This is a genomic window from Streptomyces sp. NPDC007189, assembly GCF_040703635.1.
Classification (GTDB): Bacteria; Actinomycetota; Actinomycetes; order Streptomycetales; family Streptomycetaceae; genus Streptomyces.
On the sequence record NZ_JBEYEY010000006.1, the window covers coordinates 179,933 to 204,338 of the forward strand.

The window sequence follows — 24,406 nt, forward strand, 5'->3', positions numbered from 1 at the left end:
GTCAGTCCTCCAGTGCGGCGAGGCCGGGGAGCGTCTTGCCCTCGAGGTATTCGAGGGATGCGCCGCCACCGGTCGAGATGTGGCCGAATGCGTTCTCGTCGAAGCCGAGCGTACGCACGGCGGCGGCGGAGTCACCGCCGCCGACGACGCTGAAGCCCTTCGCGTCGACGAGGGCCTGGGCGACCGCCTTGGTGCCCTCGGCGTAGTCGGGGTGCTCGAAGACGCCCATGGGACCGTTCCAGAAGACGGTCTCGGCGTCGGCGAGCTTCGAGGCGTACAGCTCCCGGGTCTTCGGGCCGATGTCCAGGCCCTCCTGGTCGGCGGGGATCTTGTCCGCGTCGACGGTGGTGTGCTCGGTCGGCGCCTTGGTCTTCAGGTCCGGGAAGGTCCGGGAGACCACGACGTCGGCCGGGAGCACCAGTTCCACGCCCTGCTTCTCGGCGCGCTCCATGTACTCCTTGACGGCGGGCACCTGGTCCTCCTGCAGGAGGGAGATGCCGACCTCGTAGCCCTTGGCCTTGAGGAAGGTGTAGGCCATGCCGCCGCCGATGAGCAGCCGGTCGGCCTTGCCGAGCAGCTGGTCGATGACGGCGAGCTTGTCGGAGACCTTGGCGCCGCCGAGCGCGACGACGTACGGGCGCCGGACGTCCTCCGTGAGCTTCTTCAGGACGCCGACCTCGGTGGCGATGAGGTGGCCGGCGTAGTGCGGCAGCTTCTTCGGCAGGTCGTAGACGGAGGCGTGCTTGCGGTGCACGGCGCCGAATCCGTCGCCGACGTAGACGTCGGCGAGGGCGGCGAGCTGCTCGGCGAACCCGGCGCGCTCGGCGTCGTCCTTGGCGGTCTCGCCGGGGTTGAAGCGCAGGTTCTCCAGGACGGCGACGTGGCCGTCGACGAGCCCCGCGACCGTGTCCTGGGCGGACCGGCCGACGGTGTCGGTCGCGAAGGCCACGGCGGAGCCGAGGAGTTCACCCAGGCGGGAGGCGGCCGGAGCGAGGGAGAAGGCGGGGTCCGGGGCGCCCTTGGGGCGGCCCAGGTGCGAGGCGACGACCACCTTGGCGCCCGCGTCCGCGAGGGCCTTGACGGTGGGCAGGACGGCGCGGATGCGGCCGTCGTCGGTGATCGTCCCGTCGGCCAGCGGCACGTTGAGGTCGGCGCGGACGAATACCCGCTTGCCGCTCACGCCGTCGGCGAGAAGTTCGTCGATCGTCTTCATTGAGTGGACTCCAAAGGAGGGCTCGTGGTGCACCTGATCGTAAGAGGACGTGGTCCGGGCGCGAGACAGGGCCCGGACAGCGCGGCGCTGCGCTGCCCGAGCCCTGCTCTCACTTCAAGGTCCCGCTTCGGCGATCAGAGCTGGTTGCCGACGAAGACCGTGAGGTCCACGAGGCGGTTGGAGTAGCCCCACTCGTTGTCGTACCAGCCGATGACCTTCACGTTCTTGCCCTCCTGGACCATGGTCAGGGAGGAGTCGAAGGTGCAGGACGCCGGGGCGTTGACGATGTCGGAGGAGACGATCGGGTCCTCCGTGTAGTCGAGGAGGCCCTTCAGCTCGCCCTCGGCGGCCTTCTGGAAGGCGGCGTTGACCTCTTCCTTGGTGACCTCGCGGCCGAGCTCGACGACCAGGTCGGTGACCGAGCCGGTCGGGACCGGGACGCGCATGGCGATGCCGTCCAGCTTGCCCTTGAGCTGCGGCAGCACCAGGGCGGTGGCCTTGGCGGCGCCCGTGGTGGTCGGGATGATGTTCTCGGCGGCGGCACGGGCGCGGCGCAGGTCCTTGTGCGGGAAGTCCAGGATGCGCTGGTCGTTCGTGTACGCGTGCACCGTCGTCATCAGGCCCTTGACGATGCCGAAGTTCTCGTCGAGGACCTTCGCCATCGGCGCCACGCAGTTGGTGGTGCAGGAGGCGTTGGAGATGACGTGGTGGTTCGCCGGGTCGTACTTGTCCTGGTTGACGCCCATCACGATGGTGATGTCCTCGTCCTTGGCCGGAGCCGAGATGAGGACCTTCTTGGCGCCGCCGGCGATGTGCTTCGCGGCGTCTTCCTTCTTGGTGAAGATGCCGGTCGACTCGATGACGATGTCGACGCCCAGCTCGCCCCAGGGGATGTCGGCCGGGTTGCGCTCGGAGAGCACCTTGATGGTGTGGCCGTCCACGGTGATGGTGTCGGCGGTGTGGGAGACCTCCTGCTTGAGGCGACCCAGGATCGTGTCGTACTTGAGCAGGTGAGCGGTGGTCGCGGTGTCACCCAGGTCGTTGACAGCCACAACCTCGATGTCCGCCCCCTGCTCCAGCAGGGCGCGGAAGTAGTTACGCCCGATGCGGCCGAAGCCGTTGATGCCTACGCGGATCGTCACGAACCGATCTCCTCGTTGGTACGCCGGCCATGCGGTGCCGGCGAGCTCTGTTTGGGATGTCCCCGACCACCACCGACCCTACCTCTCCGATGGCCCCGGGGTGACATCGAGATGGCCCATACACGGGCAGGCGTTCCGTACCCGTCAGTAGGGGTACGGACCGTCCCGGATCGACGGTGGTTTCACTCGTATTTGTTACGGAATGCCGGGCGGTTTTGACGGTCTGTTCACTCGTTCGTGAGCGGGTCGGCTCACTTGATCAACGCCCTTTTCCGCGCACCGTTGAGAGGGCCTGCGCTCACCTGTCGGAACAGGGCGAGCCTGATCTGTCAACGTGGCGGCCCTCACCTCCCCGAACGCGTGGAACGCCTTCCTCGGCAGAGGTGCCCGATCGGCCGCCGACGACACCTGTACGGGCGCTGAGGTCGGTGGTGCCAGTGATGCCATTGGGGACAGCGGTGCCACTGAGCAGACGCCGTCGCCCGCACCCATGACGGGACATCAGGTGCACGAAGGCCGGTGCCTGGCCCGACTGGGCCTCGGCACCGGCCTGTTGGCGTGCGGGCGGTCAGCCCGCCAGGTTGTCCGCCAGTTCCTCGGTGAGGTTGGCCTCCGTGCCGGGGATGCCCAGGTCGGCGGCGCGCTTGTCGGCCATGGCCAGCAGCCGGCGGATACGGCCCGCGACCGCGTCCTTGGTCAGCGGCGGGTCGGCAAGCGCGCCCAGCTCCTCCAGGGAGGCCTGCTTGTGCTCCATGCGCAGGCGTCCGGCCGCGGCGAGGTGCTCGGGGACCTCGTCGCCCAGGATCTCCAGCGCCCGCTGCACCCGGGCTCCGGCGGCCACGGCGGCCCGGGCCGAGCGGCGCAGGTTGGCGTCGTCGAAGTTGGCGAGCCGGTTGGCCGTGGCCCGCACCTCGCGGCGCATCCGGCGCTCCTCCCAGGCCAGCACGGACTCGTGCGCGCCCAGCCGGGTCAGCAGCGCGCCGATCGCGTCGCCGTCGCGGACGACCACCCGGTCCACGCCCCGCACCTCGCGCGCCTTCGCGGCGATGGACAGCCGGCGGGCGGCGCCGACCAGCGCCAGCGCGGCCTCGGGCCCCGGGCAGGTCACTTCCAGGGAGGAGGACCGGCCGGGCTCGGTCAGCGAACCGTGCGCCAGGAAGGCCCCGCGCCAGGCCGCCTCCGCGTCGCACGTGGCTCCCGAGACCACCTGCGGGGGCAGGCCCCGGATGGGCCGGCCCCGGCCGTCCACGAGCCCCGTCTGGCGGGCCAGCTGGTCCCCGCCGGCGACGACCCGGACGACGTACCGCGAGCCGCGGCGCAGCCCGCCGGGCGCCATCACGATCAGCTCGGAGCCGTGGCCGAAGATCTCCAGGATGTCCCGCTTGAGGCGGCGGGCCGCCATCGCGGTGTCCAGCTCCGCCTCGATCACGATGCGCCCGCTCACCAGGTGGAGGCCGCCGGCGAACCGCAGAATGGCGGAGACCTCCGCCTTCCTGCAGCAGGTCCGGGTGACGGGGAGCCGGGAGATCTCGTCCTTCACCGCTGCCGTCATCGCCATGGGCCGATCCTTCCATGCATCCGAAAAATACGGTCGTACGCGGCGGCCAACAGCTCCGGATCATGCCGGGGGCTTCCGTCGGTCCGGGCCACCGGCGCCAGCTCGATCGCGGCTCCCAGCCGCTTGGCGGCCTCGGTGAGCGAGTCGCGGTCGGGCACGGCGGCCTCGTCGGCCAGCACCACGTCCAGGGCGAGTTTAGGGGCGTGTCGCCCCAAAACCTCCAAATGACGCTGCGGGGAGAAGCCCTCGGTTTCTCCCGGCTGCGGGGCGAGGTTCAGGGACAGCACCTTGCGTGCCTTGGTCCCGGTGAGGGCGTCCAGCAGCTCGGGGACGAGCAGGTGCGGGATCACCGAGGAGAACCAGGAACCGGGGCCGAGCACCACCCAGTCCGCGTCCAGCACCGCCGCCACGGCCTCGGGCACGGCCGGCGGGTCGTTCGGCACCAGGTGCACCGACTGGACCTCGCCCGGGGTGAGGGCGACGTTCGCCTGCCCGCGCACCGTGTCCACGTCGTCCGGACGGTCCGGGTCGTGCCCCTTGACCAGGGCCTGCAGCTCCAGCGGCACGGCGGACATGGGCAGCACCCGCCCGTGCGCGCCGAGCAGCTTGCCCACGAGGTCCAGAGCCTGCACGTGGTCGCCGAGCTGCTCCCACAGGGCGACGATCAGCAGATTGCCGACCGCGTGCTCGTGCAGATCGCCCTTGGACTGGAAGCGGTGCTGGATGACCCGGGCCCAGGTCTGCCCCCACTCGTCGTCGCCGCACAGCGCGGCCAGCGCCTTGCGCAGGTCGCCGGGCGGCAGCACGCCCAGCTCGTCGCGCAGCCGGCCGCTGGAGCCGCCGTCGTCGGCCACGGTGACCACGGCCGTGAGGTCGCCGGTGATCCGGCGCAGCGCGGCGAGCGAGGCGGACAGGCCCATGCCGCCGCCGAGCGCGACCACCTTGGGCTGGGCGCCCCGGCGGCGGGGCCGCCCACCGCGGGCCTCGGCGGGCCGGGCCGCCGCCCGGGCGTCGGCCGCGGCACGGCTCGAACGGCCCTCGGGCACCATCCGGCGCAGCCTGCCCAGCCGCCGTGTACGTTCCGTCATTCCCGTCCCATGTCCCGGTGCACGACCACCGTCTCCACGCCCTCGGCCGCGAGCCGCGCGGCGAGCTTCTCCGACATCGCGACCGAGCGGTGCTTGCCGCCCGTACAGCCGATGGCGATGGTCACGTACCGCTTGCCCTCGCGCCGGTAGCCGGCCGCGATGAGCCGCAGCAGCTCGGCGTACCGGTCGAGGAAGTCCTTCGCGCCGGGCTGGTTGAAGACGTAGGCGGCGACCTCCTCGTTGAGGCCGGTGAACGGGCGCAGCTCCGGGACCCAGTGCGGGTTGGGCAGGAACCGCATGTCCGCCACCAGGTCGGCGTCGACCGGCAGACCGTACTTGAAGCCGAAGGACATCACGGTGGCCCGCAGCTCGGGCTCCTCCTCGCCGGCGAACTGGGCGTCCATCTTGGCGCGCAGCTCGTGCACGTTGAGGCTGGAGGTGTCGATCACCAGGTCGGCGTCGCCGCGCAGCTCGCGCAGCAGCTCGCGCTCGGCGGCGATGCCGTCGACGATACGGCCGTCGCCCTGCAGCGGGTGCGGGCGGCGCACCGACTCGAAGCGGCGCACCAGCGCCTCGTCGGAGGACTCCAGGAAGACGATCCTGCGGGTCACGCCGCGGGTGTCGAGGTCGGCGAGGGATTCGCGCAGATTGTCGAAGAAGCGCCGGCCGCGTACGTCGACGACGACCGCGATCCGCGCCACGTTGCCCTGCGAGCGGGCGCCCAGCTCCACCATGGTGGGGATGAGGGCGGGCGGGAGGTTGTCCACGACGAACCAGCCGAGGTCCTCCAGACACTTCGCCGCCGTCGACCGTCCCGCTCCGGACATGCCGGAGATGATCACCAGCTCGGGGATGGCCGTCTCCGGGCCTGAAGCCGGTGTACCGTCCGTGCTCACCTGTGCTCCGTCGTCCTGGACCGCGGGCTGCTGACCGGCCGCGGTTCGTGGCTGATCCTGCCCTGCTTCCCTGTGAGCGGGATCTCGGTCCGCTGTGGGCTGTGCGTCGTGCTCGGTCATGTCTCCTGCCCCCGTCGTTCGTCCGGGAGGCCCGCGGTTACGGGCTCCCGCGAGGCACCCGCCGTCGTATCGGGTTCCTCGTCTTCAATGATCTCTCCAGTCGCCGTGTTGACGGCGGGTGCGGCCGGAGCCGCCTGGGCGAGGGCCGCGGCGACGGTCTCGGCCGTCTTCCGCCCTATGCCCGGCACTTCCTGGATCTGCTCGATTGTGGCGGACCGCAGCTTCTTCACCGAGCCGAAATGCTTGATGAGCGCCTGTTTGCGGGTATCGCCGAGGCCGGGGACCTCGTCCAGGGGGCCGGCCCGGAAGCGCTTGGCGCGTTTGGTGCGCTGATACGTGATCGCGAACCGGTGGGCCTCGTCCCGTACGCGCTGGAGCAGATACAGGCCCTCGCTGGTGCGGGGCAGCACCACCGGGTCGTCGTCACCGGGCAGCCAGACCTCCTCCAGGCGCTTGGCGAGGCCGCAGACGGCGATGTCGTCGATGCCCAGCTCGTCCAGCGCGCGCCGGGCCGCGGCGACCTGCGGCTGGCCGCCGTCGACCACGACCAGCTGCGGCGGGTACGCGAACTTCCTGGGGCGGCCGTCGTCGTCCTTGAGGGTGCTGGCGGCCGCGTCCGTGTCGGTCAGCGCGCCGTCACCGTCGCCGAGGGCGTCCTCGGAGCCGTCGGCCCACTCCCCCGTCCGCTCCTTCTCCGCGAGGTACCGCTTGAAGCGGCGGGTGATCACCTCGTGCATGGAGCGGACGTCGTCCTGGCCCGCGAAGCCCTTGATCTGGAAGCGGCGGTACTCGCTCTTGCGCTGCAGGCCGTCCTCGAAGACGACCATGGAGGCGACCACGTCGTCCCCCTGGAGATGCGAGATGTCGTAGCACTCGATCCGCAGCGGGGCGCTGTCCAGGTCGAGGGCCTCGGCGATCTCCTCCAGGGCGCGCGAGCGCGTGGTCAGGTCGGAGGCGCGCTTGGTCTTGTGCAGCGCGAGGGCCTGCTGGGCGTTGCGCTGCACGGTCTCCATGAGCGCCTTCTTGTCGCCGCGCTGCGGGATGCGCAGCGAGACATTGGACCCGCGGCGGCCGGTCAGCCACTCCTGGACCGGCTCGACCGGCTCGGGCAGTGCCGGGACGAGGACCTCCTTGGGGACGGCGTCCCCGGTCTCCTCGCCGTAGAGCTGCTGCAGGGCGTGCTCGACCAGGGCGCCGGTGGTGATCTCCTCGACCTTGTCGGTCACCCAGCCGCGCTGGCCGCGCACCCGGCCGCCGCGTACGTGGAAGATCTGCACCGCCGCCTCCAGCTCGTCCTCGGCGACCGCGATGAGATCGGCGTCCGTCGCGTCGGCGAGCACGACGGCGTTCTTCTCCATGGCCTTCTTCAGGGCCTCGATGTCGTCGCGCAGCCGGGCCGCCCGCTCGTACTCCATCTCCTCGGCCGCCTCCATCATCTGCTTCTCCAGACGGCGGAGGTAGGTGCCGGTGCGGCCGGCCATGAAGTCGCAGAACTCCTCGGACAGCTCCCTATGGTCGTCGGGACCGATCCGGCCGACGCACGGGGCGGAGCACTTGTCGATGTAGCCGAGCAGGCAGGGCCGGCCGGTGCGGGCGGCGTTCTTGAAGACGCCCGTCGAGCAGGTGCGCACCGGGAAGACGCGCAGCAGCAGGTCGACGGTGTCGCGGATGGCCCACGCGTGCGCGTACGGACCGAAGTACCGAACGCCCTTCTTCTTGTGACCGCGCATCACCTGCACGCGCGGGAACTCCTCGTTCATCGTCACCGCGAGGTACGGGTAGCTCTTGTCGTCGCGGTACTTGACGTTGAACCGGGGGTCGTACTCCTTGATCCACGAGTACTCCAGCTGGAGCGCCTCGACCTCCGTGGACACCACGGTCCACTCCACGGACGCGGCGGTGGTCACCATCGTCCGGGTCCGGGGGTGCAGGTTGGCCAGGTCCTGGAAGTAGTTCGCCAGGCGCTGGCGCAGGCTTTTCGCCTTTCCGACGTAGATCACCCGGCGGTGCTCGTCGCGGAACCTGTACACCCCCGGGGAGTCCGGGATCTCACCCGGCCTGGGGCGGTAGCTGGAGGGATCGGCCATGTCTCACACCCTACTGGCGAGCACCGACACCGCGTCGGGCCTGTGGACAACGCCCGCACCCGCACGCCCGTCCGTCCACAGGCCGGCGCCGGTGCGCATCGACGGCAGGCCAAGCTCCGGTACCGATCGCGGGGCGGACGGCCGGGGAGGGGGCCGCTGAGGGACGTGGAGGCTTTGCCAGGCGGCGGGCGAAGAGGAGATCTTGGCTCCCGGCCGTGTCATCGCCGCCGAGATGCCCAGGTCTCCTTGTCGACATGGTCAGGGTGCGGCCGGAGACCGGGCCGTGCGGCGTCGCGCACCGGTCTTTCCGTCGAGTCGTGCGGCGTCGCACGCCGTCCTTCCCCCTTGTCAAGCGCCGTGGGCGTCGCACGCCGTCCTTCCTGTCGAGCGCCGTGGGCGGGGCACGCCGGCCTCCCCGTCGAGCGGCGTGGGCGGGGCGCGCGACGGGCCGACGGCTGTGGGATCCGGCCGCGGCGCCGCCACCGGTCGAGGGCCTGGCGGGTTCCAGGTGTTGTCGGGGTCTGGTCAACACGCTTCAATGCGGGGGAACTCGGGGCCGTGCATCCACGCGTACCGGCGTGGCGTGCGCAGGCACGGGCGTCCACAGCGCCCAAGGGGTGGCCCCGGCACCAGCGCATCGGTCTGACCAGCCGTAGCGACACCTCATAGAAAGGCGCCCCGGTATGCGGCATGCCACCGAGCACGCGCACCTCGCCACCGCGGAACTGGACACGGCCCTGCGGGGCGGCCCCTTCCATGTGGCGCTGCGCGCCGCGATCGCCGCGCGCGGGCTGCCGCTCCAGCGCGTCCAGCACCATCTGTCCCGGTACGGGGTGAAGGTCGGTGTCACCAGCCTGAGTTACTGGCAGCAGGGCGCCCGCCGCCCCCAGCGGCCGGAGTCGCTCAGGGCCGTGCGGGCCCTTGAGGAGATCCTCCAGCTGCCGGACGAGTCACTGATCCGGCTGCTCACCGAGACCGATCAGCGCCCGACGGCCGGCCGCCCGGCAGGACGCTCCTACCGCCTGCTGACCGAGGCCTCGAACGCCCTGGACCGGCTCCGCGCCGAGCTGGGCTGGTCGCTCGACGGCGGGCTGCACACCCTTGGGCACCACGAATGCGTCCGCATCGGTGCCCGGCGCGAGCTGGCGGCCCGCGAGGCCCACCACATCGTGCGGGCCCACCGCGACGGCGTCGACCGCTTCGTCGCCGTGCATCACGGAGATCCCGGCTGCCGCCCGGCCGACATCAGAGTGCGGGCGCTGGAGAACTGCCGCACGGGACGCATCCGCTGGGACCAGGACACCGGCGTGCTGGTCGCGGAGCTGCTCTTCGGCACCCGGCTGCGCGCCGGTGACACCTTCCTCTTCCGGTACGGCATCGAGGACGGCACGGCCGGGCCCGCCCGGGAGTACCTCCACCGCTTCGGCTTCCCCGGCGGCCAGTACGCCCTCCAGGTCCGGTTCGACGGGGCCGCGCTGCCGGTCCGCTGTCACCGCTTCGCCCAGCACTCGCCGGCAGCCCCCCGCAGCGGCCGCCATGAACTGCCGGTCACCGGCCCCCACCACTGCGTCCACGTGGTCGAGCCGCGGATCCGTCCGGGCATCGTCGGCATCGCATGGGACTGGGAGTGAACTCGCCCTCGCCGCCTGACAGTTGAGCTGGACCGCCGCGGCCCGTTCCGGTTCGGCTGTCCGGTCAGGCGCCCGGGCCCGCGATGATCCTGCCGTTCGCCGTCTTGACGGGCAGCTCCGCCAGGGGCTCGGTGGCCGGTGACTGGACCACCTTGCCCGTCACGGCGTCGAACTGGCTGCCGTGGCAGGGGCAGATCAGAGTGGTCCCCTGGAGCTTGCTGATGGGGCACCCCGCGTGCGTGCAGATCGTGCTGTACGCCTTCAGCGTGCCGTTCCCGTCCCGGCTGACGACCACGTTGTGGTCGCGGTAGAGCTTGGCCCCGCCCGTCGAGACCTCGCTCTCGGCTCCGAGCTCGACCGGCGCCGTCGGGGTGGCTGCCGGGTCCGAGCCGTCCCGGCCCGGCGCCGAGCAGGCGGCCAGGCCGAGCCCGGCGACCGGGGCCACGGCGGCCCCTCGAAGGACGGTACGACGGCTCGCGGACGATCGGGCGGGCATCTGGGACTCCACTGCTCAAGGGGTGTGCATGGCGACGATACCCGGGCAGAAGGGCCGGTCCTGGGGCGGGGCAGGTCGGTCGGCGGGGAGCGGGGCCGATACTCAGCGCAGGACCACCGGGCCGACCAGAGGCGGTGACGTAAACGCTTACGCAAGCGTTTACGTCAGGCCGGTCGATGGGATACCGTCCCGGCGCGGAAGGATCGCGCCCGGTCGCAGTCGCATGAGACTCGGGCTCGGGAGACTCGGTCGCAGCAGAAGGGAGACGCGATGCCCACCATGGCCGACGTCGCGCGCAGCGCCGGCGTCTCCGTGGCGACCGTCTCCCACGTGCTGAACGACACCCGCCCGGTGCTGCCCCACACCCGCCAGGCCGTGCTGGACGCCATCGACGCCCTGGGCTACACCCCCAACACGCTGGCCCGCTCCCTGGTGACCTCCCGCACCCGGTCCATCGGGCTCGCGGTGTCGGCGATCAGCAACCCGTACTTCACGGAGATCCTCCAGGGTGTCGAGGCCGCCGCCCTGGAAGCGGGCTACAGCCTGCTCATCGCGGACCCGCACGACGATCCCGAGCACGAGCGCAAGGTCGTGCAACTGCTCCATGAACGCCGGGTGGACGGCATGATCGTCGCCCCATCCGCGCGCCCGCGTGAATTGGTCGGCTATCTCCGCAGGCACTCCGTACCGACCGTGTTCCTGGACCGGATGATCGGCGCGGACATGCTGGAGGACACCGACACGGGAGCCGGTGCGGGCGCCGCGACTCCAGAGGATGGGCCCTGGTACGACCAGGTCTCCGCCGAGAGCGCCGGACCGACCGCGCGTCTGGTCACCCATCTCGCCGGGCTGGGCCACCGCCGGATCGGCCTCGTCGCGGGCCTGCCCGGCCTCAGCACTACCGGGGAACGCGTCTCCGGCTTCCGGGACGGTCTCACCGCCGCCGGGCTGGCCTTCGACGAACGGCTCCTCGTGTCCGGGAACTCGGAGTCCGCCGGTGCCGAGCAGGCCACGGCCGCCCTGCTCGCCCTCCCCGATCCGCCCACGGCCCTCATCACCGCCAACAACGCGATGACCATCGGCGCGCTGCGCGCCCTGCGGCGGCACGGCTTGTCCGTCCCCGACGACATCGCCCTGTGCTGCTTCGACGACTTCACCTGGGCCGACCTGTTCTCGCCCCGGCTCACCGCCATCGCCCAGCCCAGCAGGGAACTGGGCGGCGAGGCCGTGCGGGTGCTGCTCGACCGCCTGGACGACCCGCGCCGGCCGGCCCGGACGGTGCGGCTGCCGTGCGCGTTCGTCCATCGCACGTCCTGCGGGTGCCCGGAGGAGCCGGGCGGGACCGGGGAGTCCGGGCACGCCGCATCATCCACGCTGTCGGAGAAGGGAACCACCTCGTGATCGTCGTCGCCGGTGAGGCACTGATCGACCTGGTACCGCAGGGCTCCGGTGCTCTCGCGGTCCTGAAGCCGGCGCTCGGCGGCGGCCCCTACAACACCGCCGTGGCCCTCGGCCGCCTCGGCTCGCGCACCGCGTTCTGCTCCCGGACCTCGCGGGACGCCTTCGGCGAGGCCCTGCTGGACGGGCTGCGTCACGCGGGGGTCGACGTGTCGGGCGTGCAGCGCGGGGCGGAGCCGACGACGCTGGCGGTGGCCACGATCGACGACGGCGGGTCGGCCGCCTACTCTTTCTATGTCGACGGCACCGCCGACCGTCTGTTCACCGCTCCCGCCGCGCTGCCCGCCGGCACGCGCGCGGTGTCCTTCGGCACCTGCTCGCTCGTCCTGGAACCGGGGGCGAGCGCCTATGAGGAGCTGATGCGCACGGCGGCAGCACAGGGGCTGTGCACCGCGCTCGACCCCAACATCCGGGCGGGCCTGATCCCGGACGCGGATGCCTACCGGGCGCGTTTCAAGAGCTGGCTGCCCTCGGTGACGCTGCTGAAGCTGTCCGCGGAGGACGCCGAGTGGCTGGGCGGCACCCCGCGCGAGTGGCTGGCCGCGGGACCGGCGGCCGTCGTGGTGACCCGGGGCGGGGACGGTCTGACCGCGTTCACCCGGGACGGCGCGGAGCACTCCGTAACGGGTGAGAAGGTCGCCGTGGTGGACACCATCGGCGCCGGTGACACGGTGAACGCGGCCTTGCTGCACGGACTTTCGGCTCTGGACGCGCTGTCGGAGGAAGCGCTCGCCGCCCTCGGGACGGAGGGCTGGACGCGGCTGCTGCGCTTCGCGGCACGCGCGGCGGCGATCACCTGTTCGCGGGCGGGGGCCGAGCCGCCGTACGCGGCCGAACTCGGTGATCTGTGAGCGGCCCCTTTTCTCGTTAGCCGCTTCCCTCTCTGCTGTTGTCAAGGTGCGGCCGGAACCGTGGTGCGGGGACCTGTCGTGCCTCGGATCCGGGGTGGCTGATGGTGGAACGAGCGGCGCCCCGCGGGGAGTTCCCGCGGGGCGCCGTTTTTCTGGTGTTATGTCAGGCCTTGCGGGCCCGCGTCGTCTTCTTCGCGGGCGTCGTCTTCTTCGTCGCCGTGGCGGCCTTCTTGGTCGCCGTGTTGTTGGCCTTGGCCGTCACCGACTTCTTGGCCACCGTCTTCGCCGCGACCGTCTTCCTGGCCGTGGCGGCACGCTGCGCCGGCACGGTGTCGGCATCGCTGATGCGGTCGGCGCCGAGGATCTCGCGCAGGAACTTGCCAGTGTGGCTGGCCGGGACCCCGGCGACCTCCTCGGGCGTGCCCTCGGCGACCACGAGACCGCCGCCGGCGCCGCCCTCCGGACCCATGTCCACGACCCAGTCCGCGGTCTTGATCACGTCGAGGTTGTGCTCGATGACGATGACCGTGTTGCCCTTGTCGACCAGGCCGCCGAGGACCTTGAGCAACTTGCTGATGTCCTCGAAGTGCAGGCCGGTGGTCGGCTCGTCCAAGACGTAGACGGTGCGCCCGGTGGACCGCTTCTGCAGTTCGCTGGCCAGCTTCACACGCTGGGCCTCGCCGCCGGAGAGGGTGGTGGCGGACTGGCCGAGGCGGACGTAGCCGAGGCCGACGTCCTTCAGGGTCCTCAGGTGCCGGGAGATGGCCGGGACGGCCTCGAAGAAGTCGGTGGCCTCCTCGATCGGCATGTTCAGCACGTCGGCGATGGACTTGCCCTTGTAGTGGACCTCAAGGGTCTCCCGGTTGTACCGGGCGCCGTGGCAGACCTCGCACGGGACGTAGACGTCCGGGAGGAAGTTCATCTCGATCTTGATCGTGCCGTCGCCCGCGCAGTTCTCGCAGCGGCCGCCCTTGACGTTGAAGGAGAAGCGGCCGGGCTGGTAGCCGCGGACCTTCGCCTCGGTGGTCTCGGCGAACAGCTTCCGGATGTGGTCGAAGACGCCGGTGTACGTCGCCGGGTTGGACCGCGGGGTGCGGCCGATCGGCGACTGGTCGACGTGCACGACCTTGTCGACCAGGTCGTCACCGTCCACGCGCGTGTGCCTGCCGGGAACGTTCCGCGCGCCGTTCAGCTCGCGGGCCAGGTGCGTGTAGAGGATGTCGTTGACCAGCGTCGACTTGCCGGATCCGGATACGCCGGTGACGGCCGTGAACACGCCCAGCGGGAACGACACGTCGATGTCCTGCAGGTTGTTCTCGCGGGCGCCGTGCACGGTGAGCTGCCGGGACGGGTCGCGCGGACGGCGCACGTCCGGCACCGGGATCGCCTTGCGGCCCGAGAGATAGGCGCCGGTCTGCGACTCGGTGTTGGCGAGCAGCTCCTTCAGCGAGCCGCTGTGCACGACCTTGCCGCCGTGCTCGCCTGCGCCGGGGCCGATGTCCACGACCCAGTCGGCGACCTTGATGGTGTCCTCGTCGTGCTCCACGACGATGAGCGTGTTGCCCATGTCACGCAGCCGGACCAGGGTCTCGATCAGCCGGTGGTTGTCGCGCTGGTGCAGACCGATGGACGGCTCGTCCAGGACGTACAGCACGCCGACGAGGCCGGAGCCGATCTGGGTGGCCAGGCGGATCCGCTGGGCCTCACCGCCGGAGAGGGTGCCGGCCGCGCGGTTCAGCGAGAGGTAGTCCAGGCCGACGTCGACCAGGAAGCGCAGCCGTTCGTTGACCTCCTTGAGCACCCGCTCGGCGATCTTCTTGTCGCGATCGCTCAGCTTCAGCTGCCTCAGGAAGTCCGCGCAGTCGCTGATCGACATCCCGGACACCTCGGCGATCGACTTCCCCATGATGGTGACCGCGAGGACGATCGGCTTCAGCCGGGTGCCCTCGCAGGAGGGGCAGGGCACCTCGCGCATGTAGCCCTCGAAGCGCTCGCGGCTGGCGTCGCTCTCGGCCTCGCTGTGCCGGCGCTTCACGAACGGCACCGCGCCCTCGAAGGGCGTGGTGTACACGCGTTCACGGCCGTACCGGTTGCGGTAGCGGACCTCGATCTGGGTCTTGTGGCCGTAGAGCAGGGCCTTCTTCGCGCGCTGCGGCAGGCCCGCGAAGGGGATGTCCGTGCGGAAGCCGAGCGCGTCCGCGAGGGCGCCGGTCAGACGGCCGAAGTAGTCCTTGGTGTGCCCGTGCGACCAGGGGTGGATGGCGCCCTCGTCCAGGGACTTGTCCTCGTCCGGGACGATCAGCTCGGGGTCGACCTCCATGCGCGTGCCGATGCCGGTGCAGTCGGGGCAGGCGCCGAAGGGCGAGTTGAAGGAGAAGGAGCGGGGCTCCAGCTCCTCGAAGGACAGGTCGTCGTACGGGCAGTACAGGTGCTCGGAGAACATGCGCTCGCGCTCGGGGTCGTCCTCTGGGAGGTCGACGAAGTCGAGCACGACCATGCCGCCGGACAGGCCGAGGGCTGTCTCGACGGAGTCGGTCAGACGGCGCTTGGCGGAGTCCTTCACGGTGAGGCGGTCGACGACCACCTCGATGGTGTGCTTCTCCTGCTTCTTCAGCGTGGGCGGGTTGGAGAGCTGGACGGTCTCGCCGTCGACGCGCGCGCGGGAGTAGCCCTTGGTCTGCAGGTCGGCGAAGAGGTCGACGAACTCTCCCTTGCGCTCGCGCACGAGCGGGGACAGCACCTGGAAGCGGCTCCCCTCCGGCAGCTCCAGGACCCGGTCGACGATGGCCTGCGGCGACTGACGAGTGATCGGCCGGCCGCACTCGGGGCAGTGCGGCTTGCCGATGCGCGCGAAGAGCAGACGCAGGTAGTCGTAGACCTCGGTGATGGTGCCGACCGTCGAGCGAGGGTTGCGGGAGGTCGACTTCTGGTCGATGGAGACCGCCGGGGACAGACCCTCGATGAAGTCGACGTCCGGCTTGTCCATCTGGCCGAGGAACTGCCGGGCGTACGAGGAGAGCGACTCCACGTAGCGCCGCTGGCCCTCCGCGAAGATCGTGTCGAAGGCCAGGGAGGACTTGCCCGACCCCGACAGGCCCGTGAAGACGATGAGCGAGTCCCGGGGCAGGTCGAGCGAGACATTCTTCAGGTTGTGCTCGCGCGCGCCACGGACGATGAGACGGTCGGCCACGCCGGTCCGCACCTTTCTTGAGAGAAGTGACAGGGGCGGGGCCCCCGTGCTTCTTCAGACTAGGGGGAGCCACTGACAACGCCGGTCGGATTGCCCGGTTGCATAACAACCTCCGGCCCTCCAGCATGCCCGACGCCGCCTCCGACGATATAGCACGCACTTTCGATTCACGGACCAGCTTCACCACCTTCACCCGAAGGTGTGGCGGGGCTAATGTCAGGCTCATGATTGATCACGCTCATGACCTGGCATGTGTACGTGACGCGACCGAGCGGCTCCTCACCGCAGTCGCCAAACTGGACAACGCGTCGCTCGCCGAGCCGTCACGGCTTCCCGGCTGGACCCGCGGGCACGTCGTCGCCCATCTCGCCCGCAACGCCGACGCGCTCGTGAACGTCCTCGAGGGGCGCCCCATGTACCCGAGCGCCGAGGCGCGGGACGCCGACATCGTGCGGGACGCCCCGCGGCCGCTCGACGTCCAGCTCGCCGACCTGCGGGAGAGCGCGGCCCGCTTCCAGGCGGCGGGGGATGCGCCGGCGGACTGGTCGCGCACCGTGGAGCTGCGCAACGGGGTCACCGACTCGGCGGCGCGGGTGCCGTTCCGGCGGTGGGCGGAGGTGGAACTGCACCATGTGGACCTCGGCATCGGCTACGAGCTGGAGGATCTTCCGGCGGAGTTCCTGGAGCGGGAGACCGGCTTTCTCGCCCAGCGGTTCACCGGGCACCCCGATGTCGCGCCGACACGGATCACGGACGGCACGCGCGCGTGGCGCACCGGGCGGGAGGCGGACGAGCCGGAGGTCACGATCAGCGGGACTCCGGCGGACCTGGCCGGCTGGCTCGCCGGGCGGCGCGACGGCTCCGGCCTCACCGCGCAGGGCACGCTGCCGACGCTGCCTCCGCTGTAGGCGGCCGACGGTGCGCGGGCGCATGTCCGCTATAGGCTGATCTCCATGACGTACACCGGAGAGGTCAGGGTCGGCGGACCGGCGGATGTGCACGAGCTGAAAGACCTGATGATCACGAAGATCGCGGTCGGCCCGATGGACAACAACGCCTATCTGCTGCGCTGCCGGGCCACCGACGAGCAGCTCCTGATCGACGCCGCCAACGAGGCGGGCACGCTCCTCGGCATGATCGGTGACGACGGCATCGCGTCCGTCGTCACCACGCACCGGCACGGCGACCACTGGCAGGCGCTCGCCGAGGTCGTCGCGGCGACGGGCGCGCGTACGTACGCGGGCCGCGAGGACGCCCCCGGCATCCCCGTGCCCACCGATGTCCTCGTGGACGACGGCGACGTCATCAGGGTGGGGCAGGTGGAACTCACCGCACGGCATCTCGTCGGGCACACCCCGGGCTCGATCGTGCTGGTCTACGACGACCCGCACGGCCACCCGCACGTCTTCACCGGCGACTGCCTCTTCCCGGGCGGCGTCGGCAACACGCACAAGGATCCGAAGGCCTTCGCCAGCCTGATCCACGACGTGGAGACGAAGATCTTCGACGTGCTGCCGGACGAGACCTGGGTGTATCCCGGCCACGGCAACGACACGTCGCTGGGCGCGGAGCGGCCGCATCTGCCGGAGTGGCACGCGCGCGGGTGGTGACCGTCCGGCGCGCCTCACGCCCGGACACCGGGCGTGCCGCCCACCGCGCGCCCCGTGTGAACGTTTCACTCGTGTCGGGGGCGCGTGCGCGCTCCCCGCACGCCGTGTCACGCAGTCAACTGGTGGCAACCCCGTAGAGGATGACGGCTCCTCCGCGGCAGGGCCGCCGGTCTCCAACCCCGCCCTCGGCCGGCGGCCCAGGTCAACCGCCCCTGGCCGGCTCACCGTTCACACGACCGCAACACCCGCTCCCACTATGCGGACAGTCGTGGTCGTGACCTCGACAAACGCGCGGTTCGCTGCCACTCTCCCGGCATGCATCGCGTCCCTCGCACCCTGCGCCGCGCGGCAGCCGCCGCCACCGTAGCCCTGCTCGCCACCGCCGTCGGCTGCGCCCCGCAGCCCGAGGACAAGGCGTCGGCCGCCCCGTCCGGCTCGGCCTCGCAGAGCTGCGCCAAGGGCAAGCCGGCCACCAAGACGGCCGGGAAGCTGACGATCGCGACGGACGAGCCGGCGTACGAGCCCTGGTTCGAGGACGACAAGCCCGCGAACGGCAAGGGCTTCGAGTCGGCGGTCGCCTACGCCGTGGCCGGGCGGCTGGGGTACGGCAAGAGCGCCGTCGTCTGGCAGAGGGTGCCGTTCAACAAGGCGTTCGCTCCCGGGGAGAAGACCTTCGACTTCGACGTCAACCAGGTGTCCATCAGCGCCGAGCGCAAGAAGGCCGTCGACTTCTCCTCCGGCTACTACGACGTGCGCCAGGCCGTCATCGCCCTGAAGGACGGCAAGGCGGCCAGGGCGACGAGCATCGCGGACCTCAAGGGCCTCAAGCTGGGCGCCCAGGTGGGCACCACGAGCCTCGACTACATCAGTGACGTGGTGAAGCCGTCGCAGCAGGCCGCCGCCTACTCCAAGAACGACGAGGCCGTCTCCGCGCTCAGGAACGGCCAGGTGGACGCGATCGTCACCGATCTGCCGACCGCCTTCTACGTCACCTCGGCCCAGGTGACCGACGCCAAGGTCGTCGGACAGTTCGAGAACCAGGGCGGCGCGCCCGAGCAGTTCGGACTCGTCCTCGACAAGGGCAGCGGCCTCACGCCGTGTGTGACGGCGGCCGTGGACACCCTGCGCAAGGACGGCACGCTGGCGAAGCTGGAGAAGCAGTGGCTGTCCGACGCCGTCGACGCGCCGGTGCTCAAGTGACCGTCGTCGAGGAGGAGTCCGGAAAGGACTCCGGCAAGGACGGCCTGGGCGACGCGTACGTCCCGTCAGAACGGCGGCTCGCACGCGAGCGGCACAAACGCGCGCGTGCCCGCCGTGCCACGGCGATCGCCGCACTCTCCACCCTGGTCACCGGCGTCGTCCTGGCCCTGGTCGTCGTCAGCGCTCCCGGCTGGCCGCGCACCAGGGAAACCTTCTTCGACGGCCACTACGCGCGCGAGGCCCTCCCCAAGGTCCTCGAAGGGCTGTGGCTCAACGTGCAGTTGCTGCTGGTCTGCGGCGTGCTGGTGCTCGTCCTCGGCATGCTGATCGCCGTCGCGCGCACCCTGCCCGGGCCCGTGTTCTTCCCCCTGCGCGTGCTGGCGGCCGCGTACACGGACTTCTTCCGCGGTCTGCCACTGATCATCAACCTCATGATCGTGGTCTTCGGCGTGCCCGCCCTGCGCTTGCAGGGCGTGACCGTCGATCCCGTGCTGCTGGGCGGTACGGCGCTGACGCTGACCTATTCCGCGTACGTCGCCGAGGTGTTCCGCGCCGGCATCGAGTCCGTGCACCCCTCGCAGCGCGCCGCGGCCCGCTCGCTGGGCCTGACCAGCCGCCAGGCGCTGCGGTACGTGGTGCTCCCCCAGGCCGTGCGCCGTCAGGTGCCGCCCCTGCTCAACGACCTGGTGTCGCTGCAGAAGGACACCGGGCTGGTGTCGATCGGCGGCGCGGTCGACGCCGTGCGGGCGGCCGACATCATCACCCAGCGCAGCCTGAACTACACCCCGTACATCGTCGCGGGCCTGGTCTTCGTGGCGCTGACCATTCCGATGACCCGCTTCACGGACTGGGTGACGGCCCGGACGGACCGGCAGCGGGCCCAGGGAGGATCACTGTGAGCGACGCCGACGCGCCCGTGCTGCGCATGGAGTCCGTCCGCAAGGCGTTCGGCGCCTCGCTCGTGCTGCGGGACGTCGATCTGGAGGTCGCCCCGCACACGGTTACCGCGCTGATCGGGGCCTCCGGCTCGGGCAAGTCCACGCTGCTGCGGTGCGCCAACCTGCTGGAGGAGATCGACGACGGCGCGATCTGGCTGGACGGCGAGGAGATCACCGATCCCGGTGTCGACCCGGACGCGGTGCGGCGCCGGATCGGCGTGGTGTTCCAGGCGTACAACCTCTTCCCGCACATGACGGTGCTGGACAACATCACGCTGGCGCCGCGCCGGGTGCACGGCGTCTCCCGCGAGGAGGCCGAGGAACGCGCCAGGGAGCTGCTGGAGCGCCTCGGACTGGGCGCCAAGGCGCATGCCTATCCGGACCGGCTCAGCGGCGGTCAGCAGCAGCGGGTGGCGATCGTCCGGGCGCTTGCCGTGCGGCCCCGGCTGTTGCTGCTGGACGAGATCACGGCCGCGCTCGACCCCGAACTCGTGGGCGAGGTGCTGGAGGTGATCCGGGGCCTGAAGGACGAGGGCATGACCATGGTGCTGGCGACGCACGAGATGGGCTTCGCGCGGGACGTCGCCGACCAGGTGTGTTTTCTGGACGGTGGCGTCGTCCTGGAGCGCGGCACGGCGGAGCAGGTCTTCGGCGACCCGCGGCAGGAGCGCACACGGCGCTTCCTGCGGCGGATCGTGGAGGCGGGCCGGCTCTAGCCGGGCGCCGGCCCGCGCCGGTGACTACGCGTCGGCCCGCGCAGCGCCCGCCAGGGCGGCCACGCGCTCCACGCCGAACGCATAGCCCTGCACGCCGCATCCGGCGATCACGCCGTCGGCGCGCAGCGAGACGTACGAGTGGTGCCGGAACGATTCACGCTGGTGGATGTTGGAGATGTGCACCTCCAGCACGGGCATGCCGTCGCAGGTGTTGAGCGCGTCCAGAATCGCGACCGAGGTATGGGAGTAGGCGCCGGGGTTGATGACGATCCCGCAGTGGTTCAGGCGCGCCTCGTGGATCCAGTCGACCAGCTCGCCCTCGTGGTTGGACTGCCGGAAGTCCACCGTGCCGCCGTGCGCGGCCGCCGCCTTGGCGCACAGCGCCTCCACGTCGGCCAGCGTGTCCTTGCCGTAGATCTCGGGCTGGCGCTGGCCGAGCAGGTTCAGGTTGGGCCCGTTGAGGATCATGATCGGGGCGTTGGCCAGGGTGCGGGGCACGGTTCCTCCGGTCCGTTCGGGGCGGTACGTCGACAACCGCCTGCTCGCACCGGTCTATCACGGTGGCCGCAGCGCACGGCGGGCCGTGTGCGCCGGTGGCCTCGGCGTACGCCATGGTCGCCCGCTCGCCTCCACGCGCCCCGTAACCGTTGATCACGCCGGGTGGTTGACGCGGCATGCAGCCTGTACGCGCCGTACGCACCCCCTCGATGCCGAGACTCGCCGCCGCGTCCCTGGCGGGCACCGCGATCGAGTTCTACGACTTCTTCGTCTACGGCACGGCCGCGGCCCTGGTCCTGGGACCGCTGTTCTTCCCGGCGTTCTCGCCGTTCGCGGGGACGCTGGCGGCGTTCGGGACGTTCGGAGCGGGGTTCGTGGCCCGGCCGCTGGGCTCGGTGCTGTTCGGGCATCTCGGCGACCGGCGCGGACGGCGGCCGGTGCTGGTCGCCTCCCTGCTCCTCACGGGTGCCTCCACGGTCGCGGTGGGCTGCCTTCCGACGTACGGCACGATCGGCGTCGCGGCGCCCCTGCTGCTGCTCGTCCTGCGCTTCCTGCAGGGGCTCGGGCTCGGCGGGGAGTGGGGCGGAGCGGTGCTGCTGACCGCCGAGCACGCGCCGGCCGCGCGGCGCGCGCTGTGGTCGAGCTTCCCTCAGGTGGGGCCGGCGTTCGGCTTCCTGCTGGCCAACGGCATGATGCTCGCCCTGTCGGCGGCGCTGTCCGACGCGGAGTTCGCGCGGTGGGGGTGGCGGGTGCCGTTCTGGGCGGCCGGCGCCCTGGCGCTCGCCGGGCTGTGGCTGCGCTCGTCGCTCGCCGAGAGCCCCCGGTTCCTGGAGATCGACGACCACGCGCGCGTGCCGTTCGTGGAGGTCGTACGCCACCACGGGCGGCTCGTCCTGCTGACGGCGGGCGCGCTGGCCATCGGGTACGCGGTGTTCTACACGGTGACGACCTGGTCGCTGGCGTATGCGACGGAGCGGCTCGGGGTGAGCCGCACGGTGATGCTGACCTGCGTCATGGCCGCGGTGGTCGTGAAGGGCGCCCTCACTCCCCTGGTGGCGGTGCTCGGCGACCGCTACGGGCGCCGGCCGTTGTGTCTGACGGGGTGCGCGGCCTGCGTCCTGTGGATGCTCCCGATGGTGTCGCTGCTCGCCACCGGCCGGCCGCTGCTGATGTTTGTCGGCATCCTCGGCGCACTGCTTGCCTTCGTCGCCATGTTCGCGGTCGTCGCCGCCTATCTGCCGGAACTGTACGAGCCGCGGGTGCGCTGCACGGGCGCCGCGGTGGGCTACAACCTCGGCGGGGTCCTCGGCGGCGCGCTCACCCCGATCGTGGCCACGGCGCTCGCGGAGCAGGGCGGGCGGGTGCCCTGGGCCGTGGGCGCGTATCTGACGGGCATCGCGCTGGTCAGCCTGGTGTGCTTCGCGCTGCTTCCGGAGACGCGGCCGGCGCCGGTCGCGTCGGTGGAGCCGGCGGTGGGCTGACAGGGCCGAGGGCTTGAGCTGGCCGACGGGCTGACCCGGCCGACCGGCTACGGGTTGATCGCGAGTTCCAGATACGCCGCGAACACCACCAGGTGGACTCCGCCTTGCAGTGGCGTCGCCCGTCCCGGCACCACCGTCAGGGAGCTGACCACCACGGTCAAGGCGAGCAGCAGCATGTGCGTCGGGCTGAGGCCCAGCACGAGCGGTCCGGACAGCCAGACGGAGGCGAGGGCGACCGCCGGAATGGTCAGGCCGATGCTGGCCATGGCCGAGCCGAGTGCGAGGTTGAGGCTGGTCTGCACCCGGTCGCGGCGCGCGGAACGCAGTGCGGCGATCGTCTCCGGCAGCAGCACGAGCAGGGCGATGATCACACCGACGACGGCTTGGTGCAGGCCGGCCGCCGCCACGCCCGATTCGATGGCGGGCGACACGCCCTTGGCCAGCCCGACCACGCCGATCAGGGCCAGGGCGAGCAGTCCGAGGCTGATCCGGGCGGTGCGCGCGGACGGAGGCGTGGCGTGCTCCTCGGCGGTGATGACCTCTCCCTGCCGGGTGATCGGGAGGAAGTAGTCGCGGTGGCGCACGGTCTGGGTGGCGACGAACAGTCCGTAGAGGATCAGTGAGGACAGCGCGGCGAAGGTCAGCTGCAAGGAGGAGAACTCGGGCCCGGGCTTGCTGGTGGTGAAGGTCGGCAGCACCAGGCTGAGGGTGGCGAGCGTCGCCACGGTGGCCAGGGCGGCGCCGGTGCCCTCCGCGTTGAAGACCGCGATGCGGTGCCGCAGCGAGGCGACGAGGAGACACAGCCCGACGACGCCGTTGCAGGTGATCATCACGGCGGCGAAAACGGTGTCCCTGGCCAGCGTGGCGCTCTTGGCGCCGCCGTCGGCCATGAGGGTGACGATCAGCGCCACCTCGATGACCGTGACGGCGATGGCGAGCACCAGTGAGCCGAACGGCTCACCGACGCGGTGGGCGACGACCTCGGCGTGGTGGACGGCTGCCAGCACGGAGCCGGCGAGCACCAGGATCACCAGTGCGACCATCGCACCCGGCAGGGCACGGCCCCAGGTGAAGGCCAGGAGGACGACCGCGAGGACGGGCACGAGGATCGTCCATTGCGGGGTGAGCGACCGGAGCCGGGTGATCATGCGGCGATGGTCGCAGAGACGTACAGGCTTCGCATTCCGTCCGTCAGGCGTCGACGCTGTCCTTCGCGGTGGCTTCGGCTTCGCTGCGCGCCGCCTCGACGGCGGCCTGCCTGCTGCCGGCTATCAGGCTGGTGACGGTCGTGACGACCAGGACCGCGCAGATCACGCCGAGCGAGACCGGGATGCTGATCTCCGGGACATGGACCCCGGACTCGTGCAGCGCGTGCAGCACCAGCTTGACGCCGATGAAGCCGAGGATGACCGAGAGGCCGTACGAGAGGTGGACCAGTTTCTCGAGCAGGCCGCCGATGAGGAAGTACAGCTGCCGCAGGCCCATGAGGGCGAAGGCGTTGGCGGTGAAGACGATGTACGGGTCCTGGGTCAGGCCGAAGATCGCGGGGATGGAGTCCAGGGCGAACAGGACGTCCGTGGTGCCGATGGCGAGCATCACGACCAGCATCGGGGTCATGACCCGCTTGCCGTTGTGCTGGATCCAGAGCTTGGTGCCGTGGTACCGGTCGGCCACGCCGAACCTGCGCTCCGCGGCCTTCAGCAGCTTGTTCTCCTCGTATTCCTCGTCCTCCTCGTCGGCGCGGGCCTCCTGGATGAGCTTCCAGGCGGTCCAGATCAGGAAGGCGCCGAAGAGGAAGAACACCCAGGAGAAGCTCGCGAGGATCGCGGCTCCCGCCGCGATGAAGACGGCCCTCAGGACCAGGGCTATGAGCACGCCGACGAGCAGGACGCGCTGCTGGTACCGGGCGGGTACGGCGAACTTCGCCATGATGAGGACGAAGACGAAGAGGTTGTCGACGCTCAGCGACTTCTCGGTGATGAACCCCGCGAAGAACTCACCGGCGGGCCGCCCACCGCCGAAGACGAGGAGACCGAGGCCGAAGAGTCCGGCGAGGGTGATCCAGACGACGGTCCAGACCCCTGCTTCCTTGATCGACACCTCATGAGGCTTGCGCCCGATGAGGAAATCGACCGCGATCAGGGCGGCGAGGCCCCCGATGGTCAGGACCCACACGGTCAGCGAGATATCCACAGCACCTCCGGCGTCACATCACGGCAAACACGTCAGCGTC

General features: G+C 70.9%; 20 protein-coding genes. 9 read left to right on the forward strand and 11 right to left on the reverse strand.

The features are described 5' to 3' along the window. Nucleotide 1: 1 nt before the first annotated feature. The 6 genes from AB0950_RS15030 to uvrC all read right to left on the reverse strand — a co-directional run bounded on the left by AB0950_RS15030 (nt 2) and on the right by uvrC (nt 8,104). Entirely contained in the window at nt 2-1,213 is a 1,212-nt protein-coding gene (locus AB0950_RS15030; RefSeq protein ID WP_360150459.1) for a phosphoglycerate kinase, read from the reverse strand. 134 nt (nt 1,214-1,347) lie between these two features. After that, entirely contained in the window at nt 1,348-2,355 is a 1,008-nt protein-coding gene (gap, locus tag AB0950_RS15035; RefSeq protein ID WP_069781521.1) for a type I glyceraldehyde-3-phosphate dehydrogenase, read from the reverse strand. 568 nt (nt 2,356-2,923) lie between these two features. After that, nucleotides 2,924-3,913 (reverse strand): DNA-binding protein WhiA, encoded by a 990-nt coding sequence (whiA, locus tag AB0950_RS15040; protein WP_330340728.1) that lies wholly within the window; start codon nt 3,911-3,913, stop codon nt 2,924-2,926. After that, nucleotides 3,904-5,001, reverse strand: a complete 1,098-nt coding sequence (gene yvcK / locus AB0950_RS15045; RefSeq protein WP_360150454.1) for a uridine diphosphate-N-acetylglucosamine-binding protein YvcK — start codon at nt 4,999-5,001, stop codon at nt 3,904-3,906. Before yvcK ends, whiA begins: the two co-directional genes overlap by 10 nt. Continuing rightward, on the reverse strand, nt 4,998-6,017 hold the full coding sequence (rapZ, locus tag AB0950_RS15050; RefSeq protein ID WP_360150451.1) for an RNase adapter RapZ: 1,020 nt from the start codon (nt 6,015-6,017) through the stop codon (nt 4,998-5,000). The genes yvcK and rapZ overlap by 4 nt, the downstream gene beginning before the upstream one ends. Further along, a complete protein-coding gene (gene uvrC, locus AB0950_RS15055) occupies nt 6,014-8,104 on the reverse strand; it encodes an excinuclease ABC subunit UvrC (RefSeq protein WP_366778665.1) in 2,091 nt (696 codons plus the stop codon). The genes rapZ and uvrC overlap by 4 nt, the downstream gene beginning before the upstream one ends. 683 nt (nt 8,105-8,787) lie before the next feature. Between uvrC and AB0950_RS15060 the strand changes: the two genes are divergently transcribed. Continuing rightward, nucleotides 8,788-9,735, forward strand: coding sequence for a hypothetical protein (locus tag AB0950_RS15060; RefSeq protein ID WP_360150445.1), 948 nt, complete (start codon nt 8,788-8,790; stop codon nt 9,733-9,735). A gap of 64 nt (nt 9,736-9,799) precedes the next feature. Here the strand turns inward: AB0950_RS15060 and AB0950_RS15065 are convergent, their stop codons facing one another. Further along, a complete protein-coding gene (locus AB0950_RS15065; protein ID WP_366778666.1) occupies nt 9,800-10,231 on the reverse strand; it encodes a Rieske 2Fe-2S domain-containing protein in 432 nt (143 codons plus the stop codon). Between the two features lie 270 nt (nt 10,232-10,501). On the opposite strand from AB0950_RS15065, the gene AB0950_RS15070 reads away from it, so the two are divergent. Both AB0950_RS15070 and AB0950_RS15075 read left to right on the forward strand, forming a co-directional pair. Beyond that, complete coding sequence (locus AB0950_RS15070; protein WP_366778667.1) at nt 10,502-11,632, forward strand: LacI family DNA-binding transcriptional regulator; 1,131 nt, start codon at nt 10,502-10,504, stop codon at nt 11,630-11,632. After that, nucleotides 11,629-12,540, forward strand: a complete 912-nt coding sequence (locus tag AB0950_RS15075; protein WP_366778668.1) for a carbohydrate kinase — start codon at nt 11,629-11,631, stop codon at nt 12,538-12,540. The genes AB0950_RS15070 and AB0950_RS15075 overlap by 4 nt, the downstream gene beginning before the upstream one ends. Nucleotides 12,541-12,703: 163 nt before the next feature. Here the strand turns inward: AB0950_RS15075 and uvrA are convergent, their stop codons facing one another. Then, complete coding sequence (uvrA, locus tag AB0950_RS15080; RefSeq protein ID WP_360571347.1) at nt 12,704-15,730, reverse strand: excinuclease ABC subunit UvrA; 3,027 nt, start codon at nt 15,728-15,730, stop codon at nt 12,704-12,706. Between the two features lie 224 nt (nt 15,731-15,954). On the opposite strand from uvrA, the gene AB0950_RS15085 reads away from it, so the two are divergent. From AB0950_RS15085 to AB0950_RS15105, 5 genes are all read left to right on the forward strand, one after another. Further along, complete coding sequence (locus AB0950_RS15085; protein ID WP_360150430.1) at nt 15,955-16,638, forward strand: maleylpyruvate isomerase family mycothiol-dependent enzyme; 684 nt, start codon at nt 15,955-15,957, stop codon at nt 16,636-16,638. 45 nt (nt 16,639-16,683) lie between these two features. Beyond that, nucleotides 16,684-17,340: an MBL fold metallo-hydrolase gene (locus AB0950_RS15090; protein WP_360150427.1), complete on the forward strand. Its 657-nt coding sequence runs from the start codon at nt 16,684-16,686 to the stop codon at nt 17,338-17,340. Nucleotides 17,341-17,655: 315 nt separating this feature from the next. Then, nucleotides 17,656-18,540 (forward strand): ABC transporter substrate-binding protein, encoded by an 885-nt coding sequence (locus tag AB0950_RS15095; protein ID WP_366778670.1) that lies wholly within the window; start codon nt 17,656-17,658, stop codon nt 18,538-18,540. Beyond that, nucleotides 18,537-19,439 (forward strand): amino acid ABC transporter permease, encoded by a 903-nt coding sequence (locus AB0950_RS15100; protein ID WP_366778671.1) that lies wholly within the window; start codon nt 18,537-18,539, stop codon nt 19,437-19,439. The genes AB0950_RS15095 and AB0950_RS15100 overlap by 4 nt, the downstream gene beginning before the upstream one ends. Before the next feature lie 26 nt (nt 19,440-19,465). Then, nucleotides 19,466-20,194 carry an amino acid ABC transporter ATP-binding protein gene (locus AB0950_RS15105; RefSeq protein WP_360150988.1) on the forward strand — a complete coding sequence of 243 codons (729 nt, stop codon included), beginning with the start codon at nt 19,466-19,468 and terminating at the stop codon, nt 20,192-20,194. 24 nt (nt 20,195-20,218) lie between these two features. Here AB0950_RS15105 and aroQ read toward each other — a convergent pair whose 3' ends face one another. Continuing rightward, a complete protein-coding gene (gene aroQ / locus AB0950_RS15110) occupies nt 20,219-20,692 on the reverse strand; it encodes a type II 3-dehydroquinate dehydratase (RefSeq protein ID WP_360150418.1) in 474 nt (157 codons plus the stop codon). A 209-nt stretch (nt 20,693-20,901) separates the two neighbouring features. Between aroQ and AB0950_RS15115 the strand changes: the two genes are divergently transcribed. Then, nucleotides 20,902-22,173 (forward strand): MFS transporter, encoded by a 1,272-nt coding sequence (locus AB0950_RS15115; protein ID WP_366778742.1) that lies wholly within the window; start codon nt 20,902-20,904, stop codon nt 22,171-22,173. A gap of 47 nt (nt 22,174-22,220) precedes the next feature. Here AB0950_RS15115 and AB0950_RS15120 read toward each other — a convergent pair whose 3' ends face one another. Together AB0950_RS15120 and AB0950_RS15125 are read right to left on the reverse strand one after the other, a co-directional pair. Then, a complete protein-coding gene (locus tag AB0950_RS15120; protein WP_360571353.1) occupies nt 22,221-23,321 on the reverse strand; it encodes an ionic transporter y4hA in 1,101 nt (366 codons plus the stop codon). A gap of 43 nt (nt 23,322-23,364) precedes the next feature. Further along, nucleotides 23,365-24,366, reverse strand: a complete 1,002-nt coding sequence (locus AB0950_RS15125) for a TerC family protein (RefSeq protein WP_360150411.1) — start codon at nt 24,364-24,366, stop codon at nt 23,365-23,367. Nucleotides 24,367-24,406: the final 40 nt, after the last annotated feature.

What these genes read in the sequence shown, in the direction of transcription:
- rapZ (WP_360150451.1), bottom strand. Translation starts at nt 6,017, where the DNA reads ATGACCGAGCACGACGCACAGCCCACAGCGGACCGAGATCCCGCTCAC.
- AB0950_RS15065 (WP_366778666.1), bottom strand. Translation starts at nt 10,231, where the DNA reads ATGCCCGCCCGATCGTCCGCGAGCCGTCGTACCGTCCTTCGAGGGGCC.
- AB0950_RS15120 (WP_360571353.1), bottom strand. Translation starts at nt 23,321, where the DNA reads ATGATCACCCGGCTCCGGTCGCTCACCCCGCAATGGACGATCCTCGTG.
- AB0950_RS15115 (WP_366778742.1), top strand. Translation starts at nt 20,902, where the DNA reads ATGCCGAGACTCGCCGCCGCGTCCCTGGCGGGCACCGCGATCGAGTTC.
- AB0950_RS15070 (WP_366778667.1), top strand. Translation starts at nt 10,502, where the DNA reads ATGCCCACCATGGCCGACGTCGCGCGCAGCGCCGGCGTCTCCGTGGCG.
- whiA (WP_330340728.1), bottom strand. Translation starts at nt 3,913, where the DNA reads ATGGCGATGACGGCAGCGGTGAAGGACGAGATCTCCCGGCTCCCCGTC.
- AB0950_RS15095 (WP_366778670.1), top strand. Translation starts at nt 17,656, where the DNA reads ATGCATCGCGTCCCTCGCACCCTGCGCCGCGCGGCAGCCGCCGCCACC.
- AB0950_RS15060 (WP_360150445.1), top strand. Translation starts at nt 8,788, where the DNA reads ATGCGGCATGCCACCGAGCACGCGCACCTCGCCACCGCGGAACTGGAC.
- uvrC (WP_366778665.1), bottom strand. Translation starts at nt 8,104, where the DNA reads ATGGCCGATCCCTCCAGCTACCGCCCCAGGCCGGGTGAGATCCCGGAC.
- AB0950_RS15085 (WP_360150430.1), top strand. Translation starts at nt 15,955, where the DNA reads ATGATTGATCACGCTCATGACCTGGCATGTGTACGTGACGCGACCGAG.
- AB0950_RS15090 (WP_360150427.1), top strand. Translation starts at nt 16,684, where the DNA reads ATGACGTACACCGGAGAGGTCAGGGTCGGCGGACCGGCGGATGTGCAC.
- AB0950_RS15030 (WP_360150459.1), bottom strand. Translation starts at nt 1,213, where the DNA reads ATGAAGACGATCGACGAACTTCTCGCCGACGGCGTGAGCGGCAAGCGG.
- yvcK (WP_360150454.1), bottom strand. Translation starts at nt 5,001, where the DNA reads ATGACGGAACGTACACGGCGGCTGGGCAGGCTGCGCCGGATGGTGCCC.
- AB0950_RS15105 (WP_360150988.1), top strand. Translation starts at nt 19,466, where the DNA reads ATGGAGTCCGTCCGCAAGGCGTTCGGCGCCTCGCTCGTGCTGCGGGAC.